Annotated in this window: 17 protein-coding genes and 2 pseudogenes; 9 read left to right on the top strand and 10 right to left on the bottom strand. The window is 70.2% G+C overall.

Features of this window, described 5'->3' with window-relative positions; translation table 11 throughout:
- Window positions 1-2: 2 nt before the first annotated feature.
- The 4 genes from ACZ32T_RS20210 to ACZ32T_RS20195 all read right to left on the bottom strand — a co-directional run bounded on the left by ACZ32T_RS20210 (window position 3) and on the right by ACZ32T_RS20195 (window position 5,002).
- Window positions 3-2,045: a sensor histidine kinase gene (locus ACZ32T_RS20210; protein ID WP_467368079.1), complete on the bottom strand. Its 2,043-nt coding sequence runs from the start codon at window positions 2,043-2,045 to the stop codon at window positions 3-5.
- 409 nt (window positions 2,046-2,454) lie between these two features.
- The gene (locus ACZ32T_RS20205; RefSeq protein ID WP_467368077.1) at window positions 2,455-2,844 is read right to left on the bottom strand and encodes a VOC family protein; all 390 of its coding nucleotides are present in this window, start codon (window positions 2,842-2,844) and stop codon (window positions 2,455-2,457) included.
- Complete coding sequence (locus tag ACZ32T_RS20200; protein WP_467273136.1) at window positions 2,841-3,134, bottom strand: ArsR/SmtB family transcription factor; 294 nt, start codon at window positions 3,132-3,134, stop codon at window positions 2,841-2,843. Before ACZ32T_RS20200 ends, ACZ32T_RS20205 begins: the two co-directional genes overlap by 4 nt.
- Window positions 3,135-3,205: 71 nt before the next feature.
- Window positions 3,206-5,002, bottom strand: coding sequence for an ABC transporter ATP-binding protein (locus tag ACZ32T_RS20195; protein ID WP_467368075.1), 1,797 nt, complete (start codon window positions 5,000-5,002; stop codon window positions 3,206-3,208).
- A gap of 168 nt (window positions 5,003-5,170) precedes the next feature.
- Here ACZ32T_RS20195 and ACZ32T_RS20190 point away from each other — a divergent pair, with 168 nt between their 5' ends.
- Window positions 5,171-5,482, top strand: coding sequence for a hypothetical protein (locus ACZ32T_RS20190; protein WP_467368073.1), 312 nt, complete (start codon window positions 5,171-5,173; stop codon window positions 5,480-5,482).
- 104 nt (window positions 5,483-5,586) lie between these two features.
- Here ACZ32T_RS20190 and ACZ32T_RS20185 read toward each other — a convergent pair whose 3' ends face one another.
- A complete protein-coding gene (locus tag ACZ32T_RS20185) occupies window positions 5,587-6,030 on the bottom strand; it encodes an SRPBCC family protein (protein ID WP_356716878.1) in 444 nt (147 codons plus the stop codon).
- 106 nt (window positions 6,031-6,136) lie between these two features.
- On the bottom strand, window positions 6,137-6,634 hold the full coding sequence (locus ACZ32T_RS20180; protein WP_467368546.1) for a cupin domain-containing protein: 498 nt from the start codon (window positions 6,632-6,634) through the stop codon (window positions 6,137-6,139).
- Window positions 6,635-6,919: 285 nt separating this feature from the next.
- On the opposite strand from ACZ32T_RS20180, the gene ACZ32T_RS20175 reads away from it, so the two are divergent.
- The 5 genes from ACZ32T_RS20175 to ACZ32T_RS20155 all read left to right on the top strand — a co-directional run bounded on the left by ACZ32T_RS20175 (window position 6,920) and on the right by ACZ32T_RS20155 (window position 10,498).
- A complete protein-coding gene (locus tag ACZ32T_RS20175; protein ID WP_467273665.1) occupies window positions 6,920-7,663 on the top strand; it encodes a LamG-like jellyroll fold domain-containing protein in 744 nt (247 codons plus the stop codon).
- 103 nt (window positions 7,664-7,766) lie between these two features.
- On the top strand, window positions 7,767-8,504 hold the full coding sequence (locus tag ACZ32T_RS20170) for an SDR family oxidoreductase (protein ID WP_467273663.1): 738 nt from the start codon (window positions 7,767-7,769) through the stop codon (window positions 8,502-8,504).
- A 92-nt stretch (window positions 8,505-8,596) separates the two neighbouring features.
- A complete protein-coding gene (locus ACZ32T_RS20165) occupies window positions 8,597-9,070 on the top strand; it encodes a carboxymuconolactone decarboxylase family protein (RefSeq protein ID WP_467273661.1) in 474 nt (157 codons plus the stop codon).
- Window positions 9,071-9,169: 99 nt separating this feature from the next.
- Complete coding sequence (locus tag ACZ32T_RS20160; protein WP_467273660.1) at window positions 9,170-9,538, top strand: DUF1801 domain-containing protein; 369 nt, start codon at window positions 9,170-9,172, stop codon at window positions 9,536-9,538.
- Window positions 9,539-9,595: 57 nt separating this feature from the next.
- Entirely contained in the window at window positions 9,596-10,498 is a 903-nt protein-coding gene (locus ACZ32T_RS20155; protein WP_467368071.1) for an RNA polymerase sigma-70 factor, read from the top strand.
- 183 nt (window positions 10,499-10,681) lie between these two features.
- On the opposite strand, the gene ACZ32T_RS20150 is transcribed toward ACZ32T_RS20155, so the two are convergent.
- Together ACZ32T_RS20150 and ACZ32T_RS20145 are read right to left on the bottom strand one after the other, a co-directional pair.
- Window positions 10,682-11,167 carry a rhodanese-like domain-containing protein gene (locus ACZ32T_RS20150; protein WP_467368544.1) on the bottom strand — a complete coding sequence of 162 codons (486 nt, stop codon included), beginning with the start codon at window positions 11,165-11,167 and terminating at the stop codon, window positions 10,682-10,684.
- A 124-nt stretch (window positions 11,168-11,291) separates the two neighbouring features.
- Window positions 11,292-12,311, bottom strand: a complete 1,020-nt coding sequence (locus ACZ32T_RS20145; RefSeq protein ID WP_467273654.1) for a helix-turn-helix domain-containing protein — start codon at window positions 12,309-12,311, stop codon at window positions 11,292-11,294.
- A gap of 410 nt (window positions 12,312-12,721) precedes the next feature.
- Here ACZ32T_RS20145 and ACZ32T_RS20140 point away from each other — a divergent pair, with 410 nt between their 5' ends.
- Entirely contained in the window at window positions 12,722-13,573 is an 852-nt protein-coding gene (locus ACZ32T_RS20140; protein ID WP_467273652.1) for a sulfurtransferase, read from the top strand.
- Between the two features lie 374 nt (window positions 13,574-13,947).
- Window positions 13,948-14,842: pseudogene (locus ACZ32T_RS20135) on the top strand (purine-cytosine permease family protein); the annotation flags it as partial.
- A gap of 76 nt (window positions 14,843-14,918) precedes the next feature.
- Here ACZ32T_RS20135 and ACZ32T_RS20130 read toward each other — a convergent pair.
- On the bottom strand, window positions 14,919-15,506 hold the full coding sequence (locus ACZ32T_RS20130) for a TetR/AcrR family transcriptional regulator (RefSeq protein WP_467273650.1): 588 nt from the start codon (window positions 15,504-15,506) through the stop codon (window positions 14,919-14,921).
- A 113-nt stretch (window positions 15,507-15,619) separates the two neighbouring features.
- On the opposite strand from ACZ32T_RS20130, the gene ACZ32T_RS20125 reads away from it, so the two are divergent.
- Entirely contained in the window at window positions 15,620-16,630 is a 1,011-nt protein-coding gene (locus ACZ32T_RS20125) for an NADP-dependent oxidoreductase (protein ID WP_467273648.1), read from the top strand.
- A 4-nt stretch (window positions 16,631-16,634) separates the two neighbouring features.
- Here ACZ32T_RS20125 and ACZ32T_RS20120 read toward each other — a convergent pair.
- A pseudogene (locus ACZ32T_RS20120) lies at window positions 16,635-16,844 on the bottom strand (macro domain-containing protein); the annotation flags it as partial.
- Window positions 16,845-16,851: the final 7 nt, after the last annotated feature.

Raw genomic sequence — 16,851 nt, 5'->3', positions numbered from 1 at the left:
ATCTACTCCTTGAACATGTTTTCAGTTAGGGGGTCCGGTTCGGGCGTCCGCGGTCCGCGGCGCCCCGGGTCCATCCGCTCGGCACCGGCTGTCGCGTGGGTCGCCGGGGAGCGGAACGGCAGCGGGGCGAGGCCGTGGGAGCGCTGGGCCCCGACGGCCAGGGCGGGGCCGGGGGCGGGGGCGGCGGGCTCGGCGTCCGGTGCGGCGAATGCGTCCGACGGTTGCTGTTCCTCGGCGGTCTGGGCCTCCGCCAGGTCGACCCCGCGCCGGAAGGCGGCCATCAGGCCGGGGTCGTGCAGGGCGTTCCCGGCCTCGGCGCGGGGCACCGGAGCCTCCCTGAGCTGCGGGACCATGTGCTCCTGGTTGCTTCGCCTGGGGAGCTGGGGACGGTCCGAGGAAGCCGGGGGCGCCTCGGGGGCACCGGTGTCCGCGGCGGCCCGGACGAAAGCGACCGACCCGGCGGACGGGGCGGGGGCGGCAGACGGGGCGGGGGCGGCGGACGGGGCGGGGGCGGCGGACGGGGCGGCGGGTACGGCCGCGGGGGCGGTCCCGGCGGCGGGCGCCGGCTCACCCGACGGTGCGGGCACGGCGGTCTCGACGGGCCGGACACCCGGCGGGGACGCCGCGAGGTTCGGCCGGTCGACCCGCTCGGCTCGCAGCGGCAACGGCGGCCCCTCCCCCGGGGTCCGGTCCAGCCGCGGCGGAGGCTGGGCCGTGGCCTGCGGTGGGACGGGCGATGAGTCGCGGACTCCGGACGGCGGGGCCGCCGTCGTCCCGGCCCCCGTGGCCCCGGTCGGTGTCGTGGCGTCGATGTCGATGCCCAGGAGGATCTCCGGCAGCACGAGCACCGCCTGCGTGCCGCCGTAGATGTTGCTCTGCAGACGTACGGCGATGCCGTGTCTCCGGGCCAGGGAGGCGACGACGAACAGTCCGATCCGCCCGTCCTGCAACAGATGCGCGACGTTGACCTGGTCGGGGTCGGCGAGCAGGCTGTTCATCCGCTTCTGCTCGGGGCCGGGCATGCCGAGTCCCCGGTCCTCCACCTCCAGCGCCAGCCCGGCGGTGACGCGCTGGGCGCGCAGCAGGACCTGGGTGTGCGGGGCTGAGAACACCGTGGCGTTCTCGACGAGTTCGGCGAGGAGGTGGATCACGTCGGCTACCGCGTGTCCGCGCAGGGTGCCGTCGATCGGCGGGACCAGCTTCACCCGGGGGTACTGCTCGACCTCGGCGATCGCCGACCGCAGCACCTCGGTCATGGTCACGGGATTGCTCCACTGCCGCCGTGAGACGGCGCCGCCGAGCACGGCGAGGTTCTCGGCGTGCCTGCGGATGCGGGTGGCGAGATGGTCCACGTGGAAGAGGCCCTTGAGCAGGTCGGGGTCCTCGACCTCGTGCTCCAGCTCGTCGAGGATCTGGATCTCCCGGTGCACGAGGGACTGCAGCCGCCGGGCGAGGTTGACGAAGACCTCGACCTTGTGTTCGTTGCCGTTGCCGCGGAACAGCTGCGAGGCCTCGACGACCGCCGCCACCGCCTCGTCCTGCGAGCGGCCCATCTCGTGGGCGAGGAGATCGAAGACGTCCGCGTCGTCGGCCGCGGCCGGGGTCGGTCGGCGGGCGGGCAGGGGCTCACCGTCGCGCAGCTGTTCCACGACGCGCTTGAGCTCGGCCTGGTGCTGGGCGCCGGTGCGCCGGAGGGCAAGAGCGCGGTCGAGCACGCCGGTGGCGACACGGCCGGAGCCGAGGAAGGCCGCGGCCACGGCTGCAACAGCGAGTGCTCCGGATCCTCCGAGTGCCGCGAGGAGGCTGCCGGAGGGGCGCACCCCGGAGGCCCGGATGGTGAAGATGACGGCCGCCGCTCCGCTGAGCACGGCGGCCACGGTCGGCAGGAGGGCGGTGCGCAGCAGCTGTGGTCGCAGGCGGCTGTCGGGAACGGGCTGGGTGGCGCGCGGCCGGCTCCCGGCCGAGTGCGAACGGCCACCCGGACGGCCGTGCCGTCCACCTTCGCGGCGTTCCGGTCGCGCGTTGGGTGCGCGAAGTTGAGACATCATCGTCCTCGGTACGTGGGGCACCAGGAATCGGCATTCGTGTGGTGACACCTACGGTGGTCGGTCAGGCCCGGGTCAACGGTCGGGGCAGGCTCGACCGATATGAGCCCACCGTTGATCACCGGACACACACGGTAGTCGCCAATCACCCGTGCTCGACGTGCAGTTGTCGAAGTTGCCCGTCAGGCGTCCCGCTCTGGTATGACGCCTCGCACGGGCAGCCGAATCCCTCCACCACCGACTTCGTACGGGTGGCCGCATGTCGGCCTCATGTGCGAACGCGCGCGGGGCCGCCACGCCGGGTCCCGTACGCGCGAAGAGCGGTGTGCCCCGGAACCTCCGGGGCACACCGCTCCTCTTGCATATGCCGGCGGCGGGCGCGGGCGGGCCGCCCGCGCCCGCCGCAGGACTACTGCGCGCTGTGGACGATCTGGATCAGGTTGCCGCAGGTGTCATCCAGCACCGCCGTGGTGACCGGGCCCATCTCCAGCGGGTCCTGGGTGAAGCGCACACCGAGCCCGCGCAGCCGGTCGAACTCCGCGTGCACGTCGTCCACGGCGAAGGAGGTGGCCGGGATCCCGTCCTTGACCAGCGCGTCCTTGTACGGCTTCGCCGCGGGGTGGCCGTCGGGCTCCAGCAGCAGTTCCGTGCCGTCGGGATCCTCCGGCGAGACGACGGTCAGCCACCGGTCCGCCCCGAGCGGGACGTCGGCCTTCTTCACGAAGCCCAGCGCCTCCGTGTAGAAGCGCAGGGCCTTCTCCTGGTCATCGACGAAGACGCTGGTCAGATGGATCTTCATGCGGTGCTCTCCGGCGTGTCGGGCCTGAGCCACCGGGTCACGATGTGCTCGAGGGGCTCGGTGTTCAGGTCATGGAACTTGTAGCGGCCCTGGCGGCGCACAAGGACGAGCCCTGCGGATTCCAGCACGGCCAGATGCTGGCTGACCGCCTGGCGGGACAGCCCGAGACCGTGCCTGGTCACCAGCCGCGCGCAGATCTCGAACAGGGTCTGGCCGTCGCGTTCCGTCAGCTCGTCGAGAATGCGCCGACGGGTGGGGTCGGCCAGGGCCTTGAAGACATCCTCCGCCATGACCACCACCATAGGCAAGTATCGACTTGCCTATCAACCCGGATCCCGGCGCGAAGTCCTGCGGCGGCCCCTCACCCCGGGTGGGCGGGCTGGAGCCCCGCGTACACCCCGTCCGTGCTCAGCAGCTCCTCGTGCGTCCCCACCTCGGCGATCCTGCCGCCCTCCATGGCCACGATGCGGTCGGCACCCCGGATGGTGGAGAGCCGGTGGGCGACGACGAAGACGGTCCTGCCGTGCACGAGCCTGGCGAGCGCCTCCTGCACGAGGGCTTCGGAACGGTTGTCGAGCGCCGAGGTCGCCTCGTCGAGCACCAGCACCCTCGGGTCACGGATCAGCGCCCGGGCGATGGCGAGCCGCTGCTTCTGACCACCCGACAGCTGCGCGCCGCGCTCCCCGATGACCGTGTCCAGACCACGCGGCAGACCGTTCACGAACTCCAGCGCGTTGGCGTCCCGGAGGGCGCGTATCAGCATCTCCTCGTCCGTGTCCCCCATTCCGTACGTGACGTTGTCGCGGATGCTGCCTTCGAAGAGGATCGACTCCTGGGGCACCACCGAAAGGAACCGCCGGTAGGTCCGGAGGTCGAGTCCGGCCATGTCGGTCCCGTCCAGCAGGATGCGGCCCGAGGTGGGCCTGATGAACCCGATGAGCAGGTTGAGCACCGTGGACTTGCCCGCGCCCGAGGCCCCCACGAGCGCGATGGTCTCACCCGGCCGTGCGGAGAGGGTGAACCCGTCGACCGCCGGCTCCCCGTCCTCGTACGCGAACCCGGCGTCCTCGAAGTCGATGCGGCCCACGACGCTCTCGACGCGTGCCTTGCCGGCGTTGTTCTCCAGGTCGGGCGCCTGCAGCACCTCACCCGCCGAACGCACCGACTCCAGGCCCTTGGTGAGGACCGGAGCCAGGCCCAGCAGGGTCGTCACGGAGCCGGTCAGCACGGTGAAGAAGGCACTGAGCATCACCACGTCGCCGGCGGTGATGGGCATCCAGCCGTGGTAGGCGACCAGGGCCGAGCCCGAAAGGCACAGGACACCGAGCGTGTTGAGGATGACCCAGGCCAGCGATCCGAAACGGCCGTTGATCATGTCCAGGCGCAGCCCGGCCGCGAACACCTGGCGCAGCGACCCGTCGACCCGGCCGAGCGCGGTCCGCTCCAGTCCGTGGGCACGGGTGATGGGGATCAGCGTGGTCATCTCCCCGACGCGGGAGGAGAGGTGTTCGACCTCACGGCGGAAGGACTCGTTGTGGCTGCGCAGTCTGCTGCGCAGTTTCATCACGAGGAAGCCGGCCGCGGGCACCACGACGAGGAAGAGGGGCAGGAACTCGGGTACCCGTACGCCGATGACGACGAGTCCGCCGATCAGCGTGACGACGGCACCGAGGCCCATGTCGGAGCTCTGCTGGACCATCTGTTCCACGGCTTCGACGTCGCGGACGACCTTGGCCTGGAGGACGCTCGAACTGACCCGTGCGTGATAGCCGACGGAGAGCTGCTGCATACGACGGCAGAGCGCCGAGCGCAGGGTCGTGCCCATGCGGCGGATGCTGCCTCCGAGCAGGCGTACGTACCACTGGTGCAGCGGGTAGTTGATCACGAGGATGAACAGCAGGACTCCGGTGGACTTCCAGATCCCCGATTCGGGGCCGTGCTGGACGACCACGTCGAGGACGGTCGCGGTGATCAGTGGCAGCAGCCAGATGGGGCTGTGCTTCACGACGAAGATGGCGCCCGCGAGGACCAGCTTGCCGCGGTCGGGTCGGAAGAGATGGCCGAGGGTGCGGACCGGGTTCTCGCCGCGGTAGCGGTGATCCAGGTGGTCGAAGGACGCCAGGGGTTCGGCGGAGAGCGATGAAAGCGCTTTCTTCATGCAATCATCCCACCTGTTCCGACCGCTGCCGACAACCCCCGTTCCACGGGAAGAGACGGAGGACGTCGGCCTGACCGGCGGAAATCTTTCGGGGTCACCCTGCGTATCCGCCCGCCGACCGGGTACCGGGCGTGGATGTTCAGATATAGGCGTGTACGAGTTCTGACCGTGCTGCTCGTCGGCTGGTCGGTGCTGACCGGCGTGGAGCGTTGGGCCGAGCAGGCGCCGTGGCCGAGCGCCGTACTGGGCGGCCTCGTGTGGGCGTGTGTGGTGGCCGGCGTGTGGTGGTTCGCCGAGTGGACCCAGTCACCGCTGCGTACCGCGCGCCAGGCGGCTGCGGCCCGCGAGCAGGCGGCGGCGCCCGGCCCTGAGGACGGGGCACCGCACGCACCGGATACGGACACCGGCACGGGCACTGGCACCGGCGGGGAACAGGTGATGGCCGGTAAGCCGGGTTCCTCCGCTCCGCCACGACGCTGACCGCCGGTCAGGCCCGCGACGGCCACGGACGGGAGCCGCCCGCGCGCACCACGGATGTGCGCACGGGCGGCTCCCGTCTGCGGCGGACCACACGAGGACCGTGGTCACAGCCCCCGTGGACCGTCGCCCGCGGCCGTGGACTCGGCCAGCTTCTGGAACTCGCCCAGGTCGTAGTTGGCCAGTGCCGAGTCGAGATTCGTCAGTGCGCCCAGGTGCTCGACGAACCCGTTGGGGTCGTACTCGATCTGCAGGGCGACCCGGCTGGAGGTGTCGTCGAGCCGGTGGAAGGTGACCACACCCGCGTGGTGCACCCCCTCGATCGTCTTCCAGGCGATCCGGTCCTGCGGGACGACCTCGGTGAGCTCAGCGACGAAGCTCTTGTCGGCGCCAGGCAGGGACAGCTGCCAGGAGAACCGGCGCTCGTCCATCGGATCCACCCGTCGAACGTGGCTCAGGAACTTCGGCCACTGCGTCACGTCGCTCCACAGAGCCCAGGTAACGCTGACCGGCGCCTTGATGTCGACGGTTTCCACGAGGGAGGAGGACATGGTGGAACAGCTCCTTTTTCTACTCGGTGACTCCGTGCGCTGCCGGCTGCCCGATGGCCGCCGGCGTACGCATGCACCTCCGCCTTCCCGGTCGCACCGGCCGTACTCACCCGACCTTCAGCGCGTCCCGCCAGGCGGCACTTTCCACGTAGTGGTTGTCGAAGCGCTCGGCCGACTCCGCTATCTCCTTCGGGTCCGCCTCCCCCCGCATGACCCTGCCGAGCAGACGCAGGTACGCGAAGCGGTCCATGTGCCGGTCGAACACGAACAGGACGTCCGCTGTGAAGCCGGGGGCAGCGGCGAACGCGTGCGGGGTGTGGGGCGGTACGGACAGGAAGTCCCCTTCCCGCAGGACAGTCACCTCTTCGCCTACGAGCACGCGCAGGGCACCACCGAGCACGAAGAACAGTTCCGTCGCCTTGGTGTGGAAGTGGGCGGGTGCCCCCACAGCGCCTTCGGCGAAGGTCGACCGGTAGCTCGTGAAGCCCCCGTCCGTGCGGCGGCCCTCGCCGAGCAGCCGCATCGTGCTGCTCGGGTCGACGCAGGTCTCGGCGTCAGCGTGGCGGGTGAGTACCGGGGGGAAGGTGGTCCTGTTCTCGGTCATGAGCACGACTCTATGGCCGTACATGCCCAGTACCGAGAGCCACTTGGGTACGAAGGGCATGGGCCAATCCTGCTTGTCCGCGATCAGTTCCGGCCGGTCGCCCCGATCGTGCCCGGCGCACGGCGCGTCGGGCTCGGGCCACGCTCCGGCGCACTCCGCTCGCCTCGTGACGTCGGCGCGAGCGCCGTTACCGCCGCGGTCCTCACCTCCTTAAAGTGGGACGGTTCGCCGCCGATTTCCCAGTGCCCGGCGCCACCGCGCGACGGACACGCAAGGAGGGTGCTCGTGAGCAGCTACGACCAGATGATCCTTGTCGACGACCCGGTGCTGTTCCTGAGACTCGGAGGAGCCGGCACCGAGGTGTCCCCAGGCGGACAAGTTGCGGAGTACCGCGGCTCCCCCGGCCACACTCATCTGCCCAACGGCGACCCGGCCACCCTGTTCGACGGCACCACCGACCAGTACATCGAAGTCCCGGACAGCGACGCCCTGTCGGTCTCCACCACGGGAGCACTGACCATCGAGGCCTGGCTGCGCCCGGACGTGCTGGTGTTCCCCCGCACCGAAGGGTCCGGCTACGTCCACTGGCTGGGCAAGCTCACCTACGCCACGGTCAACCAGTGCGAATGGGTCGCGCGCGTCTACTCAGCGGACAACACCGAGGGGCGCGCCAACCGCGTCTCCGGTTACGCCTTCAATCCGCCCGGCGGACTGGGCGCGGGCTCGTACTTCCAGGACCCGCTCCGGCCCGGGGAGTGGATCCATTACGCCCTCGTCATCACCACCGCCCCGGACGGCCCCGCCGAGCCTCCGGGGCACACCAGGATCTACCGGGACGGGCGGCTGAGGGATCAGGACGCGCTGGCCGACTACGACATCGTCCCGGGCAACACCACCTCGCCCCTGCGCATCGGGAGTGCGGCCCTGCGCTCCTTCTTCCTCGGTGGTGTCGGCAAGGTCGCCGTCTACCCGAGGGAAGTGTCCGGAGAACGTCTCGCGGAACACCATGCGGCCATGACGGCCGGCTGACCGTCGGCCGGGGGTGAGCGAGTGCGGTCCGGAGGCGGGCGTGTTTCAGTGGATCGGTGCATCGCAGCAGGTGCGAGAACGTCCTCCGGCAGAAGGGCCCGTCATGAGGATCGCAGTGATCGGCGGCACGGGGCTGATCGGATCGAAGGTCGTCAGGAAGCTGAAGGCCGACGGGCACGAGGCGGTGCCGCACTCGAAGTCCACAGGCGTGGACGTCGTCACCGGCGAGGGCCTGGAGAAGGCGTTGACCGGCGCCGACGCCATCGTCGACCTGACCAACTCCCCGACCTTCGACGAGGCCGCACCGGCTTTCTTCCGGCAGTCGATGGACAATCTGCTGAGCGCCGGGCAGAAGGCCGCGGTGCGCCACTTCGTCGTACTGTCCATCGTCGGCGTGGACCAGGTACCCGAACTGGACTACTACCGCGCGAAGGCTCTCCAGGAGGAGATCCTCGTAGCGGGGCCGATCCCGTACTCCATCGTCCGCGCCACACAGTTCATGGAGTTCATCGACTCCGTCATGAGCTGGACGGCCGACGGTGACACCGTCCGGCTGCCCGTGACCCCGATCCAGCCGATCGCCGCGCAGGACGTGGCCGACGCGGTCGCCGACGTCGCCGTGGGCGCTCCGCTGCGGGGCATTCACAACATCGCGGGCCCCGAGGTCTTCCCCCTCGACGAACTCGGGAGGATCACTCTCGCGGCCGGTTCGGACAGCCGGACGGTCACCACGGACGACGCCGCCGGCATGTTCGCCGTGGTTCACGGAGACGTCCTCACCGGCAAGGACGACGCCGCGCTCGCCCCCACCCGGTACGCGGACTGGCTGGCGGCAGGCTGAGGAGAGACGCACGTCACACCCCGCGTCCTGTCACACTTCGGAGGTCTTCCCGGTCAGCTGTGTGTATCCGCAACACGGCTAGGAGACCCATCGTGGAATCACGTCTCAACTACTTCGGCCATCCCCTCGCGGGCAAGGTGCTGAAGCACATCAACTCGGCCAACAGGACGGTGGCGGACTCGACGCTTCCCCACGCCGTCCAGGAGTTGGTGAAGATTCGCGCCAGTCAGATCAACGGCTGCGGCTTCTGCACCGACATGCACACCAAGGACGCCGCGCACGCCGGGGAGACCGTGCAGCGTCTCAACCTGGTGGCCGCCTGGCGGGAGGCCAAGGTCTTCACCGAGGCCGAGCGCGCGGCCCTGGAACTCGCGGAGCAGGGCACCCGCATCGCCGACGCGGCAGGCGGCGTCACCGACGAGGCCTGGGCGGACGCCGCCAAGCACTTCGACGAGGACCAGTTGATCGCCTTGATCTCCCTCGTCGCCGTCATCAACGCCTACAACCGCATCAACGTCATCAATCAGCAGCCCGCCGGCGACTACCGGCCCGGCCAGTTCGGCTGACCTGCCCGGTCCGTACGGGACCCTCCCCCGCCGGCTCCACCCGGCGGGGGAGGGTCCAGCCGTCAGGATCAGCGTCTGCCGGCCGAGTAGGCTCGGCTCATGGTGAGGAGCACGGCGGAAGACGTCGACGGGTACCTGACCGAGGTCCCTGCGGAACGCAGGGACGCCCTGGGCAGGCTGCGGCAGTTGTGCGGTGCGGAGCTCGAGGGATTCGACGAGGTCGTGGCGTACGGCATGCCCGCGTACGGGCGGGGCGGCACCGCGGAGATCGCCTTCGCCAGTCAGAAGCAGTACATCTCCCTCTACCTCATGCGGAGCGACGTCAGGGAGGCGTTCGAGGAGCGGCTGGCCGGGCAGGACATGGGCAGGGGCTGTCTGAGGTTCCGCAGGCCCGCAAGCATCGACTTCGACCTGGTGCGCGACCTGCTGAGGGCCACCGCGGCGGCTCCCCCGGGCCCGGTCTGCTGAGGGCCGCGGCCCGACGCGACGACTCGTGGCACGGCGCGGCAGAGTTGGAGGATGCCCATGCGCTCGGCGGATGACCCCGATTCCCTGGACCTCGACCGCGCGACCAGGGAGTTCACAGGAGCACGTCCTCAGCTCTTCGGCATCGCTTACCGCGTCCTAGGCAGTACCGCGGAAGCCGAGGACATCGTCCAGGAGGCCTGGCTGCGGTGGCAGAAGGCCGACCGCACCGAGATCCGCGAACCGGCGGCCTTCCTCGCTACGGTCACCACCCGTCTGGCGATCAACCTCGCCCGGTCCGCCAGGGTCCGCCGTGAGTCCTACACCGGGCCCTGGCTTCCCGAGCCGGTCGACACGAGTGCCGATCCGCAGCTGGGCGCGGAGCGGGCCGAGGCGCTCGACCTGGCCGTTCTGTTCCTCCTGGAGAAGCTGAACCCCGTCGAACGGGCTGCCTACGTGCTGAGGGAGGCCTTCGACTATCCGTACAGACGCATCGCGGACATCCTGGAGACGAGTGAAGCCAATACGCGCCAGCTTGTGAGCCGTGCACGGAAGCACCTGTCGGCTGAACGCAGGGAGCCCGTCGGCCCCGACGAGCACCGGCGGCTGCTGCACGTGTTCCTGGCCGCGGCGCGGACGGGCAGCCTGTCGGTGCTCGAGGACGTGCTCACGGCGGACGTCGTCAGCTACTCCGACGGCGGTGGAGTGCGCGGGGCCTCCAGGATCCCGGTCATCGGCCGCACGCACGTCTCCAAGTACCTTGCCGCCTTCGCCCCGCGTTTCTGGCCCGAGGCGGACATCCGCTGGGTCGAGGCGAACGGCAGGCCGGCCGTCCTTGTCTCGGCCGGCGGGGAAGCGGTGACGCTCCTGTCCATCGACGTGTCCGCGCGAGGCATCGAACACATCATGTGGGTGATGAACCCCGCCAAGCTGTCTCCGTACGTGGATTCCCTGGACAGCTGAGCCGGGCTCCGAAGCGGGCCTGGTCCTCGGCTCGCCGACCCGGTCGGGCGGGTGCCGACCGAGCACTGATCCCGGCCCGTTCCGGGGCCGAGGCCGGCCGACCTCACCACGGTGACGCGCAGAACGGCGCCGGTCGTGCAGGCGGCATCGGCGGACAGCAGTCGGTCCGGCCGTGCGGAGTCCTCAGCAGGCGCAGGAGATGCCCGAGCGCGGGGCGGTCAGATCGTCGACGGGGCGCTGCTCGGAGCCGGCGGCGGAGTCGTAGGCGAAGCCCTCGCGTGCCCAGTACTCGAAGCCGCCGAGCATTTCCTTGACCTGGTAGCCGAGGCGGGCGAAGGCCAGCGCCGCGCGGGTCGCGCCGTTGCAGCCGGGGCCCCAGCAGTAGGTGACCACGGTCTGGGCCGGGTCGATCAGCTGCGGTGCCAGGTCGGCAATCTGTGCGGTGGGCATGTGGAGGGCGCCAGGGATGTGTCCCTGGTCCCAGGCAGCACTGCTGCGGGTGTCGACCACCACGACCCCGTGGGCGCCGGATGCCAGATCGGCGTGGACGTCGGAGACATCCGCCTCGAAGGCGAGGCGGGCGGCGTAGTGGGCGGCGCCCTCGGCCGGGGCGGCTGCGGGCACGCTCAGGACGGCGCTGGTGATCTCGGCGGGAGCGGTGGCGGACATGGAGGGCCTCTTGTTCTTGCTGGTCGGGACGGCCGGTGGGCCGTGCCGGGTCTCCCCGGTCGGCGATGTCTCCATCTTCCGATCCCTGGGCCCGGCCCACGAGTGGCGTAAACGCCTCCAGCCATCAAGATTCCGCCAGTCGTGCAGGTCGTACGGAGTGACCGTCATGCGTGCTCGGGACGCGGGTGAACGTCTTGCGGTAGGCCGTCGGCGTCGTGTGCATCTGACGGGTGAAGTGGTGCCGGTACGTCCCGGTGCTGTCGAAGCCGACCGCGGCGGCGACCTCGTCCACGGTGCCCTCACCGGACTCGAGCAGCGGCAGACTGGCGGCTATCCGCTGGGCGATGACCCAGCGCATGGGACTCACGCCGTTGCGGCGGGTGAAGTGCCTCAAGTACGAGCGCTCCGACATACACGCGGCCTGGGCCAGGGCGGACACGGACAGGGGTGTGCGCAGATGGCGCAGCGCCCAGTCCATGCTCTGCGTGACGCCGTCGTCCTCTGCACCGATCTCTCCCACCGCCGCTTCGATGAACTGGGCCTGACCTCCCTCGCGGTGCGGAGGGACGACGAAGCGGCGCGCCACCGTGTTGGCCACGGCCGCACCGTGATCGGCCCGGACCAGGTAGAGGCACAGGTCGATACCGGCCGCGCTGCCCGCGCTGGTGAGGACATCGCCGTTGTCGACGTACAGCACGTCGGGATCGACCTCGATCCCGGGATGCCGCTCGGCGAGCGCGCGGGCATAGCGCCAGTGGGTGGCGGCGCGCCGCCCCTCCAGCAGGCCGGACGCGGCCAGCGCGAACGCCCCCGAACAGATCGACACCATGCGCGCTCCCCTGGCATGGGCCCGCAGCAGCGCTTCCACGAGGGCGGGCGAGACCTCCGCCCCAACCTTGGCCACCCCCGGCACGATCACCGTGTCCGCCGTGGTCAGCGCATCGAGCCCGTGCTCGGCGCGCAGCGTGAACCCGCCGACCGTCCGCAGATCCCGGCCGGGTTCCTCGGCGCACACCCGCAGCTCGTACCAGGGCAGGTCTCCCAGCTCGGGGCGGGACAGGCCGAAGACCTCCACCACCACGCCCAGCTCGAAGGGCGCCATTCCATCGAAGGCCAGTACAGCCACCACGTGCGCTTGCGCCATGGCTGGATCTTAACAACCATCAAGATCCAGCCATGATGGACGCGGGGCGGCCGTAGGGGGCGACTTGGGCTCGGAGACGGGGCCCGGGACCGGCCGGGGCCGTCACGGGGTGAGGAACCGACCGATGACGAAGCGGGACCGCGCGTGAAATCGCGCGAGTGCCCGAGGTCCACCTGCGCGGCCCCCGCTAGCTCCGAGGCCGTTCAGTTTGCGCTTCGGTGGTGTCTGTCAAAGGGGTGATGGCGCTCGCCGAGAAGGGTCACATTTCGCTCTGGTTCGCCTCAGACCTGCCTGCGGATCTCCCTACCTACCCTTCCGACCTGCGGGCCGCACCAGGCGGAAGGATGCCTGGAGTCTCATGATGCGAAACCATTTGATTCACATTCTGGACAGATGGATAGGGTCGCGCCATGAGCGAACTCTTGGATGTCCCGCCGTTCGCGCGGGTTGAAGAGCTGGACGACTTGCCGGGGCGGGTGGTCCTGGCAGACACGAGGTGGTATCTGGACGGCCGTTCCGGGCGAGCAGCGTACGAAGGAGGACACCTGCCGGGCGCGGTGTTTGTGGACCTCGACCTCTGGCTGACGGGGCCCGCCACGCTGATGGACGGCCGGAACCCCTTGCCATCACCGGAGGTGTTCGCCGAGGGCATGCGCGCCCTGGGGATCAATGACAGCGACATCGTCGTTGCCTACGACGACCAGGGCGGGGTCATCGCCGCCCGTCTGGTGTGGATGCTCCGGACCACCGGGCGTCGAGCGGCGATCCTCGACGGCGGACTCTCCGCCTACGTCAAAACACATCCCGCCTCACTGACAGCGGACGAACCGGCGCGCGCCGACGGCGACTTCTCGGTGTGCCCCTGGCCGGCGGATGTTCTGGTGCAGGCCGATGAGGTAGTGGGTCCGGACGTCCTGACGGTCGACGCCCGCAACCGCGACCGTTTCGTCGGAGAGCAGGACCCGGTCGACCCGCGACCGGGCCACGTCCCCGGTGCGGTGAACGTCCCCTGCCGGGAGAACCTGGACGGCCAGGGACGCCTCCTGCCTTTGCACAAGATCCGGGACAACTTCGCCGCTGCCGGAGTGGACCAGGACCACGCGTCGAAGGTCGTCTCCTACTGCGGCTCAGGAGTGACGGCCTGTCATAACCTCCTGACCCTCGAGTACACAGGTCTCGGCCACGGCCGACTCTTCGTCGGCGGCTGGTCCGCCTACAGCCGTGACCAGTCGCGCCCGGTAGAGACTGGGCCCGCTCGCTGAGACTTCCAAGGGGGTGAGGTCTACCGCCCCGGCCTCCGGGTTCTCCAAGTCGACGCGGCAGACGTGCCGGTTCTCGTCCCTGTCGCCGTCCTGCTCGAAGAGCAGCCACCGCGGATCGTCCGTCCAGTGGTAGACGTGCGCACTGCGGTTGTCGTCGGCCGTGACGCAACGCGCCCGCTCGTCGGAGTCGATGCCCTCCACCCACACGTCGAGCCGGTCACGCCACGGTGCCAGGTAGGCGATTCTGGTGCCGTCCGGCGAGCTCGACGCGCCGGCGCGGACGGGCGAGGCCAAGATCTGCTCGACGGTCAGGTGCGGAGCCTCGGGCGGGACGGTGGACATGAGGACACTACTTCTCGTTTGCCGCGGTCCAAGTCCTGGGACGGGTGGCGAGCGTGGTCTGCGCCCTCGCGTTCGTCTACCTGGGCATCCGCCTCCTGGACCGGGCGGACCTGTCGGCGCCGCTCGGTGACGCGCACTTCGACCTGCCGGTGTTCCTGCTCGCCGTGTCACTCGCGGCATCTTGGCAACTCGCCTTCGGGCCGTACGTCGCGGACTACTCGCGCCATCTGCCGCGTACGACGTCGGGGCGGGCCACGTTCTGGTGGACCCTCTCGGGGTCGGCCGTCGGCTCGCAGTGGTCGATGACGTTCGGTGTGCTCGTGGCGGCGAGCGCGGGCGAGGCCTTCCTCGCGAACCAGGTCGGCTACGTGGCCGCCCTGGGCGGCACGGGGCTGATCGCGTCGTTCCTGTACTTCGAGATCGCACTCGGCAAGTTGACCATCAACGTGCTGAACACCTACGGGGGCTTCATGTCGATGGTGACCGGCATCAGCGGGTTCCGCGGCCGGAAGACGCTGGCGCAGGGCGGCAGGGCCGCGTACATCGCGCTCATCATGGTGGCGGGGACGGTGGTGGCTCTCCTGGGCAAGGACAGCTTCCTGACGTCCTTCAAGGACTTCCTGCTGTTCCTGCTGACGTTCTTCACGCCGTGGTCGGCGATCAACCTGGTCGACTACTACCTGATCTCCCGGGAGCGGTACGACATACCGGCGCTGTCCGACCCCGAGGGGCGCTACGGCGCCTGGCGCTGGGACGCCCTCGCGGTCTACGTGGTGGGGATCCTCGCCCAGCTCCCGTTCCTCGTCACGCACTTCTGCACGGGGCCGCTGGTGGATCCGCTGGGCGGCGCGGACATCTCCTGGATCGTGGGCCTGGTGGTCCCGGCGGTTCTGTACTGGCTGCTGGCCCGCCGGGAAACACGACCCATGCCCCGGAGGAGACGCGGTACACGCCGGCCTCTCCGCACGAGCACTGAGCCCGGAAGCCGCCGGTCGCCGGCCCGTCAGCTGCGGGCGCCTCGTTCCTCCCCTGCCTCGCCGCTCCCCACGCCCGTCAGGATCGCGCTCGCGACGACCCCGAAGAGGCGGTCCGCGCGCGGCGCGAGCGAGGGCTGATCGCCGAGCCAGGCGAGCGCCGCCACCAGCGCGAACAAGTCGGCGCCGTCGATGTCGGTCCGTGCCACGCCCGCGGCCTGGGCGCGGGCGAGGAGCCGTGCGCCGGCCGCGCGCAGGGTGACGCACGCGGCGTGAAGGGCGGACTCGGTGTCCTCGATGGCGGCCGCCATCAGCACGGTCACGCCCCGGTACTCGGTCGTCCACGCGACGCAGTCGCGCAGCCACGACACGAGAGCGTCCGCCGACGAGCTCGATGTCTCCAGCCGGGCCGCCTGGGCCGTCAGTTCGTCGAAGCTGGTCCGGAGCAGGGCGTCGAGCAGGGCCTCCCGGGTCGGGAAGTGACGCAGCAGCGTCGCAAGCCCGACATCCGCCCTCCGCGCGATGTCGCGCAGGGACACGTCGACGCCTTGCTCGGCTATGGCGGCGCCCGCCACTGCGAGCAGGTGGTCGCGGTTCTTCCTGGCGTCGGCCCGCATCTGTTCCCCTTGACTATTCGGATCAGTGGTCCATATATTCGTACCAGTGATCCGGTTATGCGGATCGCTGATCCGGATAAGCCTATCCCGCAGCGCGGGCAGAGGAGAAGACGATGCCGACACAGACGATGAGGGCGATCCGGCTCCACGAGCACGGCGGCCCCGGAGTACTGCGTTACGACGAGGTGCCGATTCCCGCGCCGGGGCCCGGCGAGGTGCTCGTCCGTGTGCACGCGGTCGGCGTCAATCCGCCCGACTGGTACCTGCGCGACGGAATGTCGGACCTGCCTCCGGAGACGAGGCCGAAGTTCGAGCTGCCCGTGATCCCGGGGACGGACCTGTCGGGTGTCGTCGAGGCCGTCGCCGCGGATGTGGACGGCTTCTCCGTCGGCGACGAGGTCTTCGGGCTTCTCCGCTTCCCCAGCTTCGACGGCAGCACGTACGCCGAGTACGTGGCCGCCCCCGCGTCGGACCTCGCACTCAAGCCGGCCGGTATCGATCACGTGCACGCGGCGGGGACGCCGATGGCCGGGCTCACCGCGTGGCAGTTCCTGATCGAGCTCGGCCACGATCACCCCTCGCCCTTCCAGGCGGCGCGGCATCGCCCGGTGCCGCTCGACGCCGGCGTCACGGTGCTGATCAACGGCGCGGCGGGCGGCGTGGGGCACTTGGCGCTGCAGCTGGCGAAGTGGAAGGGCGCGCGTGTCATCGCCGTGGCGTCGGGCGCCCATGAATCGTTCCTGGGCGAGCTCGGTGCCGACGAGTTCATCGACTACACCAGGGGCCGTCCCGAGGAGTCCGTACGCGACGTGGACCTCGTCCTCGACACCGTCGGAGGCCCGCACAGCAGCCGCCTCCTGCGCACACTCAAGCGCGGCGGCTCCCAGTTCCCGGTGTTCTTCGGTGAGTTCGACGAGGAGGAGACCGCCAGGCTGGGCGTCACGGTCACGGGCACCCAGGTCCGCTCGAACGGCGCCCAGCTCGCCGAGCTGGGACGACTGCTCGACAAGGGCACGGTCCGCGTCGCGATCGACAGCACGTTCCCGCTGGCGGACGCCCAGGCCGCGCACGAACGCGCCGCCCAGGGACACATCCAGGGCAAGATCGTGCTCACCGTCGACTGACGGCCTACTCCGTCAGCACCTGGTCGAAGCGGGCGTACGCCTCGTCGTCGAACAGTACGAACCGGCCCTCGGTGATCGGGGGGAGCGCTGCCTCCCGGACCGTACGCACGGCGATCCGGGCCCCGTCGTCGAGCGGCCAACCGTAGACGCCCGTCGAGACGGCCGGAAAGGCGACCGTCCGGGCTCCGAGCTCCGAGGCCACCCGGCTGTAGCAGCCGTGC

Source organism: Streptomyces sp. NPDC023573, assembly GCF_055559735.1.
Note: the sequence above shows the minus strand (reverse complement) of the source record. Positions and strands in the feature narration are given on the sequence as shown.

What these genes read in the sequence shown, in the direction of transcription:
- ACZ32T_RS20210 (WP_467368079.1), bottom strand. Translation starts at nt 2,045, where the DNA reads ATGTCTCAACTTCGCGCACCCAACGCGCGACCGGAACGCCGCGAAGGT.
- ACZ32T_RS20205 (WP_467368077.1), bottom strand. Translation starts at nt 2,844, where the DNA reads ATGAAGATCCATCTGACCAGCGTCTTCGTCGATGACCAGGAGAAGGCC.
- ACZ32T_RS20200 (WP_467273136.1), bottom strand. Translation starts at nt 3,134, where the DNA reads ATGGCGGAGGATGTCTTCAAGGCCCTGGCCGACCCCACCCGTCGGCGC.
- ACZ32T_RS20195 (WP_467368075.1), bottom strand. Translation starts at nt 5,002, where the DNA reads ATGAAGAAAGCGCTTTCATCGCTCTCCGCCGAACCCCTGGCGTCCTTC.
- ACZ32T_RS20185 (WP_356716878.1), bottom strand. Translation starts at nt 6,030, where the DNA reads ATGTCCTCCTCCCTCGTGGAAACCGTCGACATCAAGGCGCCGGTCAGC.
- ACZ32T_RS20180 (WP_467368546.1), bottom strand. Translation starts at nt 6,634, where the DNA reads ATGACCGAGAACAGGACCACCTTCCCCCCGGTACTCACCCGCCACGCT.
- ACZ32T_RS20170 (WP_467273663.1), top strand. Translation starts at nt 7,767, where the DNA reads ATGAGGATCGCAGTGATCGGCGGCACGGGGCTGATCGGATCGAAGGTC.
- ACZ32T_RS20160 (WP_467273660.1), top strand. Translation starts at nt 9,170, where the DNA reads ATGGTGAGGAGCACGGCGGAAGACGTCGACGGGTACCTGACCGAGGTC.
- ACZ32T_RS20155 (WP_467368071.1), top strand. Translation starts at nt 9,596, where the DNA reads ATGCGCTCGGCGGATGACCCCGATTCCCTGGACCTCGACCGCGCGACC.
- ACZ32T_RS20150 (WP_467368544.1), bottom strand. Translation starts at nt 11,167, where the DNA reads ATGTCCGCCACCGCTCCCGCCGAGATCACCAGCGCCGTCCTGAGCGTG.
- ACZ32T_RS20145 (WP_467273654.1), bottom strand. Translation starts at nt 12,311, where the DNA reads ATGGCGCAAGCGCACGTGGTGGCTGTACTGGCCTTCGATGGAATGGCG.
- ACZ32T_RS20140 (WP_467273652.1), top strand. Translation starts at nt 12,722, where the DNA reads ATGAGCGAACTCTTGGATGTCCCGCCGTTCGCGCGGGTTGAAGAGCTG.
- ACZ32T_RS20130 (WP_467273650.1), bottom strand. Translation starts at nt 15,506, where the DNA reads ATGCGGGCCGACGCCAGGAAGAACCGCGACCACCTGCTCGCAGTGGCG.
- ACZ32T_RS20125 (WP_467273648.1), top strand. Translation starts at nt 15,620, where the DNA reads ATGCCGACACAGACGATGAGGGCGATCCGGCTCCACGAGCACGGCGGC.